Genomic DNA, 13819 nt, shown 5'->3' on the forward strand with positions numbered 1-13819 from the left:
AAGCTATCGCTAAAACCGGCTACAATCCACGCCATTAGAACTAAACACAATCTTTTAGCATCTCGGGAAACTTTTTCTGTGGCGTTCAAGATTTCGATCCCTTTAAAAACAAGGGCCAAAGACGCGAAACGCTTGAGTTCCGGTTGGCGTGATAGACTGGCTTGACGAGCAAATGTATGGCACATACAATACAGTGTAATTACATCTATTCAGTTAACGAGGAAAGCCATGAGCGAGTTGATTGATCCGCATGCGGCGCTGCGCTGTGCCGCCTCGACGATCCGGCGCACTGATCGCCTTGTCACACAATTCTACGATACAATGCTAGCTCCCAGCGGGCTTTCCTCTCCTCAGTTTGGCCTCTTGACAATGCTGGCAACAATCGCCCCGATTACCATTCAACGCCTGGCAGAGCACCTGGGTATGGATCGCACAACGCTCACCCGCAACCTTAGCTTGCTTGCCAGAGAACAGCTGGTCCGCGTCGAGGAAGGCCCGGAAGATCGACGCGAGCGCCTGGTCCTGCTCACAGAGGCAGGGAAAGAGGCGCTTGAGCGCGCCTGGCCGCTCTGGCAAGCCGCGCAAGCTCGCATTGAGGAGACCCTGGGCTCCGCGCGTTTTGAGGCGCTACTCAACGAGCTTGCGGCAGTACGGGCAGCCATCAACTAATTTAACAGTTCGGCAGCATTCTACGTTGCCTGATCTTCTTTGCCAATATCCTAACTTATGTCAAGCCGGCTCTTATGGTACCTGCACATCATGGAAAAATTGACCGTGGAAGCCCTCTGGAATGTGGTGTGGAACCTCAGCGCGTCCAATTTCCTGGAAAGTGCGCGCATCAAGGATAAGCAAGAATGAGCGCCCCTTGTGCATATCAAGAACTACTGACAGAATGACACCATCGTCCTCGTCGGCGGCATCAGGAGCTTCGACGAACACCGGCTCACCTGGATAGCAGCCATCCTGGCCCCAGGCTGTGGTCATGCGTTCGCGCACATCCACGCGCAAGAGCAGAGTGCCAGCAATTTCGCCCGGCTCCCGGCTCCCTCCTATGCCGTAGACAGCGCCATAGTCATGCGTATTGCAGCGCTTGTAATTGATGGTTGGCATCTCAAGCGTGTAGTTAGAGAGAACTTCATACGTGACAGGCCTTACCCCATCCAACGGAATGCGATAGCGCCGCAATTCCGCATCATCCAGCGAGCTATCTCGCCGATTTGTCCGGAGCTGCTCAAGGTAGAGATCCCGCGACATAGGTGTGGGTGAGGGATACGCCACCAAATCCACAAGCAAGCTGCCATCCTGCTCAAAGGCATTGGCATGGTGGAAAGTGAAAAAGGCCTCAGTGGGATATCTGCCCACAACTCGGCCATCCTGTTTGTCCATAATCACAAAAAAGGCGCCTTCCTGGGGACGCCAGGTAAAATTCTCGATAAAGGGTCGTGAGCCATCAAGCTGGCGCGGGTTGACTCTATAGGGATACTCGGCGATGATAACATAGTTTTCCGAGAGGCCAAAGCTATGGATATAGGCCGGCTCTGCCACGGGATAGGAACCGATGAGACGGCGGGAATGCTCCCCAGCGCGAATACTGTAAACCTTGAACCGGCTCTCAAGCCCATATTCAGTAATGTAGCTAATACTCATGCGACGCGCAAAATCAAAGTGCGGATGAGCCGAGTCATGCTGGCCTGTGATCTGATCATCGTAATGCACGACGCCAAGCGTATCGAGCGTACGAGGATCAAACTTGACAGGCAAAGGTATCTCAGTCATGGCCACAAAATCTTCGGCGAGCTTGTTAATGCTGACGTTAGCATTAGGAATCATCTCGGTAAAGGCGCCTTTGAAGACGCGCTTACAGGGATCGGCGGCAAAGCCGGCAAAGGTTATTTTGCCTTCTTGTAGCGAAGTTGTATACTGCGTGCTCTGCAGAAATTTATTGGCATACGAGACGCGTCCATCATGGAACGAGAAACGATGCAGCATGGCGAAGCCTTCAAACAAGTGATTAAATGAGTCAGCCCCAACCTCAAATTTGGCAGGTCCATTGCGCAGCAACGAGCCCGAGAGCCAGGTGGGAATGTTCCCTGTGATAGGTAGCTGGTCGAGGACGATCTCCTCATCAAGTGAAGCGTATTGAGGACTTTGAATGTTTGACATGCGACAATCTCCTTTATCGCTCGCCCGCAAGTTGAGATCGCCAGCGAGCGGACCATCTAGAATACTTAAACCATCTGCGCTTCAGATGGTTCCGACTGAACATTGATATTGTTCTTGCGGCCAGCGTGGCGGGCATAGGCCACCGTCCAGAGCAAAGCCAGGATGCTTATACCGCCCAGAATAATTGGCGCAATGGCCAGGACCAGGACATGTGGCAAGGTGAGCACAAGCAAGAAGCGCGTTAGAAACTCGCTCACATACGCCAAACCCCAGACAATCGTGATAAGACGATGCACAGTGCGGGCATAGGGATGTTGCCAGCCAGCATTGAAGCGAGCGAGCTTTACCGGATCATTGCCCGCCACAAAATGCCTGGCGAAGTAGAACATAAGTGGTCGCGGCAGCAGCAGCGAGACAAAGCAGGCAAGACCCACAGCTCCTGTAAAGAATGAGCCGCGCATCAGGATGACAACTTCATTGCCGCCCAGCAGCAAGCCGAGCATGCTGGTTCCAGTCCCCAGCAGGGCAAAGACAGAGAGGACATCTAGCCTGTGATGGCGCACAAGACCAACAACACTCTCCAGCAAAGGAGGAAGAGAGGCCAGGCTGAGCGCGACCAGCTCAGAAGTATGTATATAGTTCACCAGCAGAAAGTAGACGATGAGGGGCAGAGCAACGCTAAAGAGCAAGCTTGGGAGCAACTCGCGCAAAAACGTTCCCCCTGTTAATGTTGAGCCTAAGGTTGTATTCACTTTATGCTATCCTTTATGATTTTATTTTTGCGGCGGGAAGATACTTCTCTCGGCGCACACCTTTTTAACTGTTTCTCCAAGAATAGTCGAGGCAAGCCGAATCCCACATGTGCCGCCGGTAACGAAACACAGAACATCTTTGGCGCGTCTGCGGGATGACCAGAGTCATGGTAAGCTCTTCCATAATCATGACTCCAGTCACTGGTAAGCAGATGGGCATAGAAGGTATAATAATGTGGCAAACATGGGCGTAGCTGACAAACAGAAGAGAACAAATAATGGATTTTAAACAAGAGCGGGCAAAAGCGCAAACAAAACACCCACCAACCGGTTTTTTGCATATTGCGCTCTACCTCATTGCTTGCGCAGGCTATCTCTTCAATCTCTTCGGGACAGCCCATAGAACGCTAGCCGGTCCTCTTCTCCTCACGCTGATGTATGGAGTCTGGCTAATTATCTTTCATCTGGAAAGGCTGTCAAAAGGGAAGCGCGGCTTCCCTCGGCTACTTGTGCTCTTCTGCCTGGCCGTGGCCGCTCCATTGCTGGCCTTCCTTGGCGAAAGCGTCGCGTGGCTCTGGATACTACCAGTTCTCACCGCGTCCCTGATGGCTGCCCTCAAGCCAAGAGCACTGGGTCTCGGTGCGGTTGCTATCCTCTGGCTTAGCTCAAGCCTTACGTTTACGTTCATCACCCACAACGAGGACATAAGCAGCCAGGTGCTACTTTTGCTCACCTTCGTCTTCACCTTTGGCTTCGCCGCAACGGTCCGCCAGCTAGCCCAGGCCCATACACGCATGCAAGGGCTCATCAACGAGTTGGAAGGCTCTAATAGCAAGCTAGAGGCAGCGCATAAGCAGCTTCTGGAATATACCATCAGGGCCGAAGATATCTCGGCAATGCGCGAGCGCAATCGGATCGCGCGCGAGATCCATGATACGCTTGGCCATTCGCTCACCCTGCTTGCCGTGCAGCTTGAGACAGCCACCCAGTTAGAGATACGTGGCGACCCCGGCTTGCACGAGGAGCTAGTAGAGGCGCGGCGTGTGACGAAGGAGTGCCTGGCTGATGTACGTCATTCGGTCGAGGCGCTGCGCCCGGATGCCACTACTGAGGCTTCGTTTGAGGAGGCGCTACGACAGTTGGTCGCCAGCTATACAATGCGCAGCCCACAAACTGTAGTGACGCTTGACCTTGAAGAGGTGAATCATTCTCTGAGCCAGGAGCAGCGTCAGACCTTGTACCGCTGCATGCAGGAGGCGCTTACGAATATTCGTAAGCATGCCCAGGCCACGAAGGTGCTGCTGCGCCTGAGTACAAATGAGCAGCAAGCAGAGCTGACGGTGCTTGATAATGGTCAGGGCTCAGCGGCAGCAGCTGAGAGCCAAAAAGCGGGCTTCGGCTTGCGCGGCATGCGGGAACGTGTCGCCCTCCTGGGAGGTGAGTTCAAGGCAGGACCCGAAGCAGAGCACGGCTGGCGCGTCGAGATAGTGCTTCCACGTGAGCCACAGGCCAAAGCATCTGCCCTTTACGCGGGTGAAATGGGAGAGAGAGCAGAGCTATGACAGAACGCATCAGGATCTTGATAGTTGACGATCAGCGCCTTTTGCGGGAAGGCTTTCGCAAGCTTATCGAGATGGAAGCTGATTTCGAGGTTGTGGGGATGGCTAGCGATGGCGAGGAGGCGCTGACGGTGGCCAGCCGGCTTTATGCCGAGCAGAAGGCGCCTGATGTGGTGCTTATGGATGTGCGCATGCCGCATATGGATGGCATCGCGGCAACCAGAGCCTTTAAAGAGCGCTGGCCCACAAGCCGCATCGCCATCCTTACCACTTTTGATGATCGCGAGCTTATTCACGCCGGTTTGCAGGCGGGCGCGCTCGGCTACGTGCTCAAAGATATCACCGCCGAGCAGCTTGCAACGACCATTCGCGCCACGGCACAGGGTCAGTTTCTTCTCCATCCAGAGATCGCCAGCAAGATTCTTAGCCCGTTCGCGCCAATCGTGGAGGGGACAGAGGCAAGGGCCTCCATTTCTCCCCCGTTGGTGGATATTGAAGCATCTTCACAGTTGACCGAGCGCGAACGGGAGATCCTGGCGCTGCTGGCGCGCGGCGCTTCCAACCGCGAGATCAGCGAGAAGCTCTACATTACAGGTGGCACTGTCAAGAATCACCTCAGCAATATTCTGGGAAAGCTTGGCGTACGCGATCGCACGCAGGCCGCCTTGAAAGCCAGGGAGCTCGGCTTAATGTAAACCTCGCATCCTTCGCCGCTTGCTTTTTAGGAAGCGCTGGCGCAAAGTAAGCCCGGCCTTCAGGCTAGCATAGCGCTCTGAGAATGGATAGAGAAGGGCGCGCCAGTATGGTCTATTCCTGAACGCGTAGCACGATCTTGCCGCGCACATGGCCACTTTCACCGCGCGCGTGCGCCCTGTATGCTTCGGCGAGCGGAACAACGCTCTCAATAACTACCTGAACCTGTCTACTATCAAGCAATCGACCAATTTCAGCCAGTTGTGTTCCGTGAGAACGTACCTGGGCGACAGTTGGTGTATTTCTTACGATCTTCACTTCGCTGGCGGCAAGCAGTTCAGCCGAGAACTGATTTGGAGTAATTGGAATCAGCGTTCCTCCGCGCTTGAGTGTGGCAAGCAAGGAATCGCCATTGCTCCCGCCCACAATATCCAGGACCACATCGACATCATGGACCACTTGCTCCACTGGAGTGGTTGTATAGTCGATACACTGCTCTGCTCCCAGCTCGCGCAGAAAGGCCGTGTGCCTTCCCGAGGCTACGGCGATGACGTGGGCTCCGCTGATTTTTGCCAGCTGGACGGCAAAGTGGCCAACGCCGCCCGCTGCTCCATTGATAAGAACCGTTTGCCCTGCCTCTATACGGGCATACTCATAGAGGGCTTGCCAGGCCGTCAGAGCGGCCATGGGTACGCCAGCCGCCTGGACATGGCTCAGGATCGTAGGTTTGGGCGCCAGGTGCATTTCTGGCACTGCGCTGTATTCTGCATAGGCTCCTCCCGTGGGAGAGGGAAACCTGGCCAGCCCATAAACTGCATCACCCGCGCGCCACTGGCTAACGCCCGCGCCAACAGCTTCCACGATACCCGAGACATCCCAGCCGGGAATCAGGGGCAAGGGAAAGTTGTAATTGAGCCTCTGGCCGGAGCGCAGCTTCCAATCAGCAGCGTTGACCCCGGCCGCATGAATACGAAGCAGGACCTCTTCTGATCCTACTATAGGGCGCGGCACTTCTTCGTATACCAGGACGTCAGGACTCCCTGAAGTATGTATCTGAATTGCTTTCATGCTAAGAGGCGTTTGACGAATCTGCATAATCTTGCCTTTCACTAACAGGTTAGACTTCTCACAGCTCTGCAGGCAATATGCAATACTGCCCGATCAGCCTGCAAACCTCTGTCTACTGAGAAGGTGGCTCGTCACCTTTCACGTCTTGACTATACGGTCTATACTGGCGATATGTCCAATATATATTCAATATGATTGCGAGACGTAATATGTATAGCAAGGATATAGAGCTGCGCCACCTGCGCTATTTTGTGGCTGTAGCTGAGGAGCTTCACTTTAGCCGGGCTGCCGAGAAATTACAGATTGCTCAACCGCCTCTCAGTCAGCAGATTCGGCAGTTAGAGCACATGTTAGGCGTGCGTCTCTTTGAGCGCAATTATCATACAGTTACGTTGACGGCTGCGGGCGAGGTTTTTTTGGCGGAAGCCCGGCACGTTCTCGACGAAATGGAACAAGCGCTGGCACGCATGCAGGATGCCAAACAGGGGCTTGTGGGACGTCTGAATATCGGGTATTTCCAGAGCGCCGAGGTCACAGATGCTATCATTCCCGCTATCCTGCAGCTCTATCGCCAGCGCTTTCCCACCGTCGAGATACAGCTTAGAGCGACAAATCTGCAGGAACAATGGCAAGCAATTCAGGCACAAGAGATACAGCTCGGCTTTGCAGCGTGCTCGTCTGATCTGCCGAAGGATCTTGACATGCTGGTTATTGAGCGCATTCCCCTGGTCGTCGTCTGCGCTCCTGAGCATCCCCTCGCCTCACAGCCAGCCATCGCGCTGCGATCGCTCATTAACGAGGCATTTATTTTTTGCCATCGCCAGGCCTCACACTTTTTCTATGACCGCATTGTCCAGCTCTGCGGCTTCAGTCCGCACATCACGCAGGAGGTTGCAGATCTACGCATGCTGCTCGGCCTGGTAGCCGCCAACATGGGCATCTCTATTGTGCCAGCTTCAGCAGTAAGCATGCGCGATCAGGGGGTTATCTATCGTCCCCTGGCCAACTTGCACGAAGCTGACATCATCGAGACGCTGCTGGTGTGGCGAAGAGCTGATAGTTCGCCCCTGGTACAAAACTTTCTGACAGCTACGCGCGAGGTATTGGAGCAACGCAACAAGTCAGTTGCCAGCATCAGAGAGTAGATTAGACGAGGTTACTTCTCCTGAAACAAATCTGCTTCTTCAACGAAGAGTCCGCGACCTATCTGGACGAACTCAAAGAGATTTCCATCATAGTCAGCGACAAAAACAGTTTCCGTGCCATACGAGAGATCATCGTTCGGATCGGTCAAAAACTTTTGCTGCATCTGCATATCAACCTGATAGGGTTTCAGTGAGGCTCTTAAAAGACGCGCTAAGACTTCTTGCAAATCATCCACCTGAAAGGCTGCATGCCTGACGACATCATAGGGCAGGGGTTTCTCCATCGGGGCATCGGGAATCTCAACGGCATGCACCACACCAGAACCGCCGACGAACCAGACGGGGATGCGCTTATGCTGCCGAAAACCGAGCACATCAACGAAGAAATGACGAGCTCGCTCATTATTTCTCACAAGGATGCTCACATGATTAATGCCTTGATATCTCAAGTAAATTCTCCTTACCTTGCTTCAAACTCCCTTTTTGGCAGGCTCACTTCTATTGCTGCCCATACGGCCCGCGCCATGTGGAGGATACTTTCGCATTCTGTCTCCCGAAGAGTGCGATTTCTCATAAGGAGCTTCCCCAGCGGACCGCAGGGCAGAACACGGATCAGTGATCGGGGTTGATCACCTATCACATCACCATGCGCTCTATAGGATAGCAGCCTCTCGGGGCTCATTCTAGGAAATTCTTGCGGTCTTTGCCAGCTTCCAAGAGATCATTCGAAACTTGTTGAGGAAGAAACACTCGAATCTTTTCCTTTGGGAGGCAAAAGCAAGCTGCAATTTGCGCTTCTCTGTTCCCTGTCTCCAAAATTTGCTTGTGAAAGGCGCACTTCTATGAAGAACGCACAGTAATTCCAGATAAACGCATTTTGCCTATTTGCTGGCTGATGCCTCTACAACAGCTTCGGTATAGAAGACCTGGATCAGCTGGGGGTCCAGATACGCTGAGAAGCGCTTTCCTGCCGCATCAGTCTGAAACACCGCAGCCGCTGCTTTAGCAGCCTCAATAGATTCCCAGGTGAGGATATCTATCCATTCTCCGCTCTCCGCCTGACTCACGGTCCTGCTCAGAAAGCCAGTCTGCGTCTTAAGCAAGGCTGTGGTCTCGTCAACGGCGGCGAGAAAGTCTGCGCGCGTAACTTCCTCTTGTAAACGAAATATAACGATCTCGATAGCCATTATATATTTTCCTCTTCTTTACATACTGACATCTTTGAGAAAGTCCTCGGGCTGCATATTTAATCCCGAGAATCAGGGATTATTCTAGTATGCCTTGATGAGCATGCATCTAGCTTCTTTGAGCTTCTCTAGCTGATCAGTGAATATTATATCTCTAATAATATATGATCTTCGACCTCTTATTTCAAATTTTTTTGCGAGCTCAGCAAACGGGCCAACCCGTTAGTTGGCCCGTTCCGATGATAGGAGTAGCAATGGAGCACAAAGCAGGTCGAAAATGAGCTTACTTCCCGTTACTCCAGTCCTGCAAGGCGAATATGCACGACGCCAACGTTGCGTGTAGCCTGGCGCACGCTCTCAAGCTTTGGCTGGCCGCTGGCATCTACCTCTACCCGATACATTTTGATCAGGGATGGAGCTCGCTGCATGGCACGCAGATAGGTAGCGGTGACGGTTTCGTCGCGATGAAAGGCCTGACCGCTTCCGTTGTACCATCGCCCCTGCAACAATACGCGCATTGCCGTGTTCTGGCCGCGAATGTTCTTCCACCAGTTTCGCGGCGAGAGCACTTCTAGCACCTCCCCGACCCGCTGATAGCCTACGACAATGGTGTAGGTTTTGCCGCTATTACGTCCCTTAAATGAGACAAGGATAAAGCTCTTGCTGAGCAGCCCATGCAACGGCGAGCGCAATATAAGCTTGAAGATCGCATTAAGCCCACCTGATAGCAGCGTTGCAAGCTTTGAAAAGGCAGGTGGACCAGGAGTGGCCGGCGTCTCGACTGTCATATTTTCTCTACCTCCTAAATAGTGTAATTGACATTTATTTCGTTCAAGCCAGGCTTTACATTCTGTGCTATTGTAGAGGGGAAAGTATATGATTTGAAGTACGCAATATTTTTAGCAATTGTTTCAAGAAATCTACTTACTATCCTTTTGTTAGGAGGGATTTTGATGTATACAACTGTAGATCCAACTTGCTTGCCCCGTATCGTTGAGGCCCTGCGCATCCTTGACGGCAAGTGGTCTTTTCTCATCCTTGCCCAACTGTATACTGGCCCTCAGCGCTTCAATGAACTGCGCAGGCAGTTGGCCAATATCAATACCAAATCGCTAACCGATGCCCTGCGTCACCTGGAAAAACACGAGATTATCCAGCGTCGCGTGTTTCCCACAGTGCCTGTTACCGTGGAATATTCCTTGACAGAGAAGGGGGAAGAGTATCGCGCGATCTTTGCGGAGATGTACAATTGGAGCCAAAAGTGGGGCAAGTCCTCTTAGAGACTCAAGAAGAATTAACTATCCCAGATAGTTGGCTGAGACCATCTGATATCGACGAACCATCTTCCCAGAGAGGGGAAACGCTGAAGATGGGTTTCTACGATATTATGGCCTCCTTGAGGTAGGCGTGTGGCCTTCCGGGCAAACACTGATGATTGGAGTGCATGGAACGGTTAAAAGGCTGCCGGAAGGCGGTCAAGAGACTGTGGTTCGGACATGAGCGAGTTGGCCGAACTTCAAAGGGCTTCGCTTCGCTCTGCCAGCTATGTCATAAGACTCGTGAGAGAATGGCGAATGTCACTTTTAATCGACGCCAGTACCACCAACTACCGTCAGATGGGTCCGATCGGTCATCGACGTAATGAGTGGCATGAGCTCTTTCATGCCCTTTGCCGATTCTGGCTTCATGGCGATAGCATCCTTCGCCTCCTTAGATGTCCATAGCTCCGAAATCCACAACACGTCAGGCTCTTCGGTCGTACTTATTAAATAATAGATGCAGCCAGAGGCACGCGTAAGCAGCTCAGCGCTTAATTGTTGTAATTGTTGAATGAGTTCGTCGCGTTTGCCGGGCTTGACAGTCGCTTTTACATGTTGTGCATAATACTGTTTCATAAATCTCTTTGCCTTTCGCTAAGTTCAGGAACAAGCTTTCGTTATGAATACGATATATTGTGATATATCGTATTGCAAATATAACCGATATATCGGATAGCTGTCAAGTGGTTTTATAGGAAATTGACTGTTTTCCCGTTCGCCCGTCATTATTTATTGCGCCTTGCTGAAAGCGCGCAAGCTCCACGCCTGGCTCTTCATAGGAGAATCCTTACCCCATGAGATAAAGTTCTGCCCACATCTGGCCAATTGTGGCCGATTTATACATAAGTATTTTATATAAATTTGTGATATAATCTGGCCATGACAGATCAATTTGCCGATCCTGACCTGAACGTCAGCGACTTGACAACCATCATCGAAGAATTTACGACAATCTTTATTCGTTTGCCCTCGGTGGAACGCTTGAGCTTCACCACACTGTCGGTGTTGCACACGCTTTCGCGCAAAGGCCCGCTGCACCTGACAGAGTTGACGGCAACCGAACAAATGACGCAACCGGCCATCACACAAATGGTGAAACGGCTCGAAGATGACGGATTAGTCGAGCGCCGCGCCGATCCTCGCGATGGTCGCGCGGTCCAGATACAGCTCACGCCACGCGGAGCACAGATCGTCGCAGTACGCCGCGCCGCACGTGTAAAGCAACTTGCCAGCTTGCTCGACCGCTTGCCCCAGGAAGAACGTGAGGCCATTGCCGCTGCAGTGCCGGCGCTGGCCCATGCGATCGAATTAGAAAGAAAGGCAGAGCTGCCCCTACATCCATCTTCTTCCGGCAAGAGCGCACAACTCACGAAACCAAAAGATTAAAAAGGAGTAACCTATGCCTGGAAGACTGGATAGAACCTCTCAGGGAGGCTCAGTATTTCCGCTGCAGCCTACAAAGATTCACGTCTCGGACGAACAACTCGCGGACCTGCGCACGCGGCTCAAGCTCACGCGCTGGCCGCTGGGTGTGGGCAATGATGATTGGTATTATGGCATTAGACGAGACTACCTTGAGGAGCTGGTTGACTACTGGCTCAAGGCCTACGACTGGCACAAGGCCGAGGCAGCCATCAACCGCTACGAGCATTACCAGGTGAACGTTGCTGGCGTGCCAGTACATTTCATGCGCAAAGCTGGGATCGGCCCAAATCCGCTTCCGCTGATTTTGACTCATGGCTGGCCGTGGACCTTCTGGCACTGGTCTAAGGTCATTAATCCGCTGGCGGACCCTGCGGCCTTCGGTGGCGACCCGGCAGAGGCTTTTGATGTGATCGTGCCCTCGCTGCCTGGTTTCGGCTTCTCGACGCCACTCATAAACAATCAAGACATGAATTTCTGGAAGGTTGCCGATCTTTGGCACACGCTGATGACTGGCGTCCTGGGCTATGAAAAGTACGCTGCTGGCGGCTGCGATATCGGTGCGCTGGTAAGTGGTCAGCTTGGGCATAAATATGCCAGCGAGCTGTACGCGATCCATATCGGCTCCGCCCGAAAGCTCAATATGTTCAATGGAGATCGGGGCTGGGACTTTAGCGGCGGGCTGCCTATTCCCGAGAACATCCCTGAAGATATTCGGGCCAGGATCATCGAACTCGACCGCCGTTTCGCGTCCCATCTGGCCGTGCATGTGCTCGATTCGAGTACCCTGGCTTACGGCCTTAGCGACTCTCCCGTGGGCATGCTGGCCTGGATTCTTGAGCGCTGGATGAAGTGGAGCGATAACGCTGGCAATATTGAGAACGTTTTCTCAAAAGACGATATCCTCACGCATGCGATGATTTATTGGGTCAATAATGCCATCGAAACTTCGATGCGCATGTATGCGAATGCCAACCGCTATCCCTGGACGCCCGCCCACGATCGCTGGCCGGTCATCGAAGCGCCCACCGGCATTACGTTTGTGGGCTATGAGAACCCGCCGGGAGTCTCTACACAGAATCGCGTCAAGGATTTCCTGGACAGCGATCGGGCTGCTTGGTATAACCATGTCAACATCACGGTGCACGAGCGTGGTGGCCACTTCATCCCCTGGGAAATCCCGCACGCCTGGGTTGACGATCTGCGCCGCACCTTCCGGGATTATCGCTAATCTCAATTACCACGAAGCTTTGAGCAGATCTGCGCCCTCGGATTATAAGCGTTGCTGGCTGTTAGTTGCCAGGCAAGCTTTGAGCCGAGAAATCAGGCTGGGCTTCCTTGCTGCCCGGTTCGCTACCGAGCAGCAAGCTTAATTGCTGCATGACCATCGCCTGGGCTTGTTTGCGATCTCCCTCGTTCGGAATCAGCAAGGCCGGCCAAAAGTGCATTGAAATAGAAGGTCTGTGCCAGAGGTAGGAGAGTTTAAAGCGTTTTGGCCCTTGATAGACAGCGACGATCAGTGGAGACTTTGCCCGCATGGCAATAGTCACAGCACCTTGCTTTAAAGCAGCATCCTCGCTTGCTCTGGTCCCGCTGGGAAAAATCCCGACGACTTCACCGCTCTGCAGCGCGGCAAGCGGAATTTTGAGAGCACTTGGCCCTGGCTTCTGCCGATCTACAGGAAACGCATGCATAGAGCGCAAAAACCAGGCTACCAATTTTTGCTGAAATAGCTCTTTCTTGGCCATATAGTGAATGGGGCGTGGCAGGACGACAAAAGCTAACAATATGACATCCAACCAGGAAATATGATTGCAGGTAAGCACAATACCACCTTGCTGCGGAACATGCTCCTTGCCAGTCACCTTGACGCGGAAAAACCGCGGGATGATCAAGTAAGCGACAATTGCTAAAAAGCGATACATGCCATTCCTGCCTTTATTTTTCTTCTCGGAGTACACCAAGGGGCTCATCTCTCTACCTTTCCTCAAACATCTACTCGTCTTTCCTGGCCGTGCTCCTACCTTGCATCTCGCCGCTTGCTTGAGGGTTGCCTTCTCTCTCCTCGGCCTCAACAGCGATCAAATGAGCGCTTAGCGGATTCTTCTGAAGGGACATCCTTTAAGATTATTCTATCACACCATGTGGTTCGCAGAAGCTTTACGCGCAGAGGGACGCCGATTTTCCCACGACCTTTTGAGGAGGGAGCACTCTTCAGAAGTGCGTTTCTCGTGCTGAACTTTTTCGTGAATCTTTCTTGCCGTCCCAATCCGTTTAGCGAGTTTTGATCTGCACAATCCATTCACTTTTTCACAGCCAAAAACAATTCAGATCCTTTTACATTATACAGATACTCTACAACTCACGCTATATTTTCGCTCTCAAACGTTTCCTGCATCTAATATTGATCTTTTTACTGAAACACCTCACCGGCAGCTTCAATGCACGCGCTTTTTCTCACGGGGTATCAGAATTATCACTCACTTCTGACAGCAAAGAACGATGCAGAAG

15 protein-coding genes are annotated in these 13819 nt (G+C 52.5%); 7 read left to right on the top strand and 8 right to left on the bottom strand.

Annotation, left to right across the window (positions count from 1 at the left end; all coding sequences use genetic code 11):
• The first annotated feature begins 228 nt into the window (after positions 1–228).
• Positions 229–669 (top strand): MarR family winged helix-turn-helix transcriptional regulator, encoded by a 441-nt coding sequence (locus tag EPA93_RS05035; protein ID WP_129885999.1) that lies wholly within the window; start codon positions 229–231, stop codon positions 667–669.
• A 72-nt stretch (positions 670–741) separates the two neighbouring features.
• Here the strand turns inward: EPA93_RS05035 and EPA93_RS05040 are convergent, their stop codons facing one another.
• Positions 742–2163, bottom strand: a complete 1422-nt coding sequence (locus EPA93_RS05040) for a carotenoid oxygenase family protein (protein ID WP_129886000.1) — start codon at positions 2161–2163, stop codon at positions 742–744.
• 65 nt (positions 2164–2228) lie between these two features.
• Complete coding sequence (locus tag EPA93_RS05045; RefSeq protein WP_129886001.1) at positions 2229–2915, bottom strand: VC0807 family protein; 687 nt, start codon at positions 2913–2915, stop codon at positions 2229–2231.
• A 278-nt stretch (positions 2916–3193) separates the two neighbouring features.
• Between EPA93_RS05045 and EPA93_RS05050 the strand changes: the two genes are divergently transcribed.
• On the top strand, positions 3194–4477 hold the full coding sequence (locus tag EPA93_RS05050) for a sensor histidine kinase (protein ID WP_129886002.1): 1284 nt from the start codon (positions 3194–3196) through the stop codon (positions 4475–4477).
• Positions 4474–5169 carry a response regulator gene (locus tag EPA93_RS05055; RefSeq protein ID WP_129886003.1) on the top strand — a complete coding sequence of 232 codons (696 nt, stop codon included), beginning with the start codon at positions 4474–4476 and terminating at the stop codon, positions 5167–5169. Before EPA93_RS05050 ends, EPA93_RS05055 begins: the two co-directional genes overlap by 4 nt.
• A 112-nt stretch (positions 5170–5281) precedes the next feature.
• On the opposite strand, the gene EPA93_RS05060 is transcribed toward EPA93_RS05055, so the two are convergent.
• Positions 5282–6262 carry an NADP-dependent oxidoreductase gene (locus EPA93_RS05060; protein WP_207229450.1) on the bottom strand — a complete coding sequence of 327 codons (981 nt, stop codon included), beginning with the start codon at positions 6260–6262 and terminating at the stop codon, positions 5282–5284.
• Positions 6263–6444: 182 nt separating this feature from the next.
• Between EPA93_RS05060 and EPA93_RS05065 the strand changes: the two genes are divergently transcribed.
• Positions 6445–7380: a LysR substrate-binding domain-containing protein gene (locus tag EPA93_RS05065; protein ID WP_165422883.1), complete on the top strand. Its 936-nt coding sequence runs from the start codon at positions 6445–6447 to the stop codon at positions 7378–7380.
• Positions 7381–7391: 11 nt separating this feature from the next.
• Here the strand turns inward: EPA93_RS05065 and EPA93_RS05070 are convergent, their stop codons facing one another.
• The 3 genes from EPA93_RS05070 to EPA93_RS05080 all read right to left on the bottom strand — a co-directional run bounded on the left by EPA93_RS05070 (position 7392) and on the right by EPA93_RS05080 (position 9355).
• Positions 7392–7829, bottom strand: a complete 438-nt coding sequence (locus tag EPA93_RS05070) for a VOC family protein (protein ID WP_165422884.1) — start codon at positions 7827–7829, stop codon at positions 7392–7394.
• A gap of 432 nt (positions 7830–8261) precedes the next feature.
• Positions 8262–8567: an antibiotic biosynthesis monooxygenase family protein gene (locus EPA93_RS05075; protein WP_129886006.1), complete on the bottom strand. Its 306-nt coding sequence runs from the start codon at positions 8565–8567 to the stop codon at positions 8262–8264.
• Between the two features lie 293 nt (positions 8568–8860).
• Positions 8861–9355, bottom strand: coding sequence for a hypothetical protein (locus EPA93_RS05080; protein WP_129886007.1), 495 nt, complete (start codon positions 9353–9355; stop codon positions 8861–8863).
• Between the two features lie 165 nt (positions 9356–9520).
• On the opposite strand from EPA93_RS05080, the gene EPA93_RS05085 reads away from it, so the two are divergent.
• Positions 9521–9847 carry a winged helix-turn-helix transcriptional regulator gene (locus tag EPA93_RS05085; RefSeq protein WP_129886008.1) on the top strand — a complete coding sequence of 109 codons (327 nt, stop codon included), beginning with the start codon at positions 9521–9523 and terminating at the stop codon, positions 9845–9847.
• 303 nt (positions 9848–10150) lie between these two features.
• Here EPA93_RS05085 and EPA93_RS05090 read toward each other — a convergent pair whose 3' ends face one another.
• Positions 10151–10462, bottom strand: a complete 312-nt coding sequence (locus EPA93_RS05090; protein WP_129886009.1) for a putative quinol monooxygenase — start codon at positions 10460–10462, stop codon at positions 10151–10153.
• 303 nt (positions 10463–10765) lie between these two features.
• On the opposite strand from EPA93_RS05090, the gene EPA93_RS05095 reads away from it, so the two are divergent.
• The gene (locus tag EPA93_RS05095) at positions 10766–11272 is read left to right on the top strand and encodes a MarR family winged helix-turn-helix transcriptional regulator (protein ID WP_129886010.1); all 507 of its coding nucleotides are present in this window, start codon (positions 10766–10768) and stop codon (positions 11270–11272) included.
• A 13-nt stretch (positions 11273–11285) separates the two neighbouring features.
• Positions 11286–12539 (top strand): epoxide hydrolase family protein, encoded by a 1254-nt coding sequence (locus EPA93_RS05100; RefSeq protein ID WP_129886011.1) that lies wholly within the window; start codon positions 11286–11288, stop codon positions 12537–12539.
• A 61-nt stretch (positions 12540–12600) separates the two neighbouring features.
• Here EPA93_RS05100 and EPA93_RS05105 read toward each other — a convergent pair whose 3' ends face one another.
• Positions 12601–13281 (bottom strand): lysophospholipid acyltransferase family protein, encoded by a 681-nt coding sequence (locus EPA93_RS05105; protein WP_207229451.1) that lies wholly within the window; start codon positions 13279–13281, stop codon positions 12601–12603.
• Positions 13282–13819 lie beyond the last annotated feature (538 nt).

Origin of the sequence: Ktedonosporobacter rubrisoli, assembly GCF_004208415.1 — a bacterium.
Lineage (GTDB): Bacteria > Chloroflexota > Ktedonobacteria > Ktedonobacterales > Ktedonobacteraceae > Ktedonosporobacter > Ktedonosporobacter rubrisoli.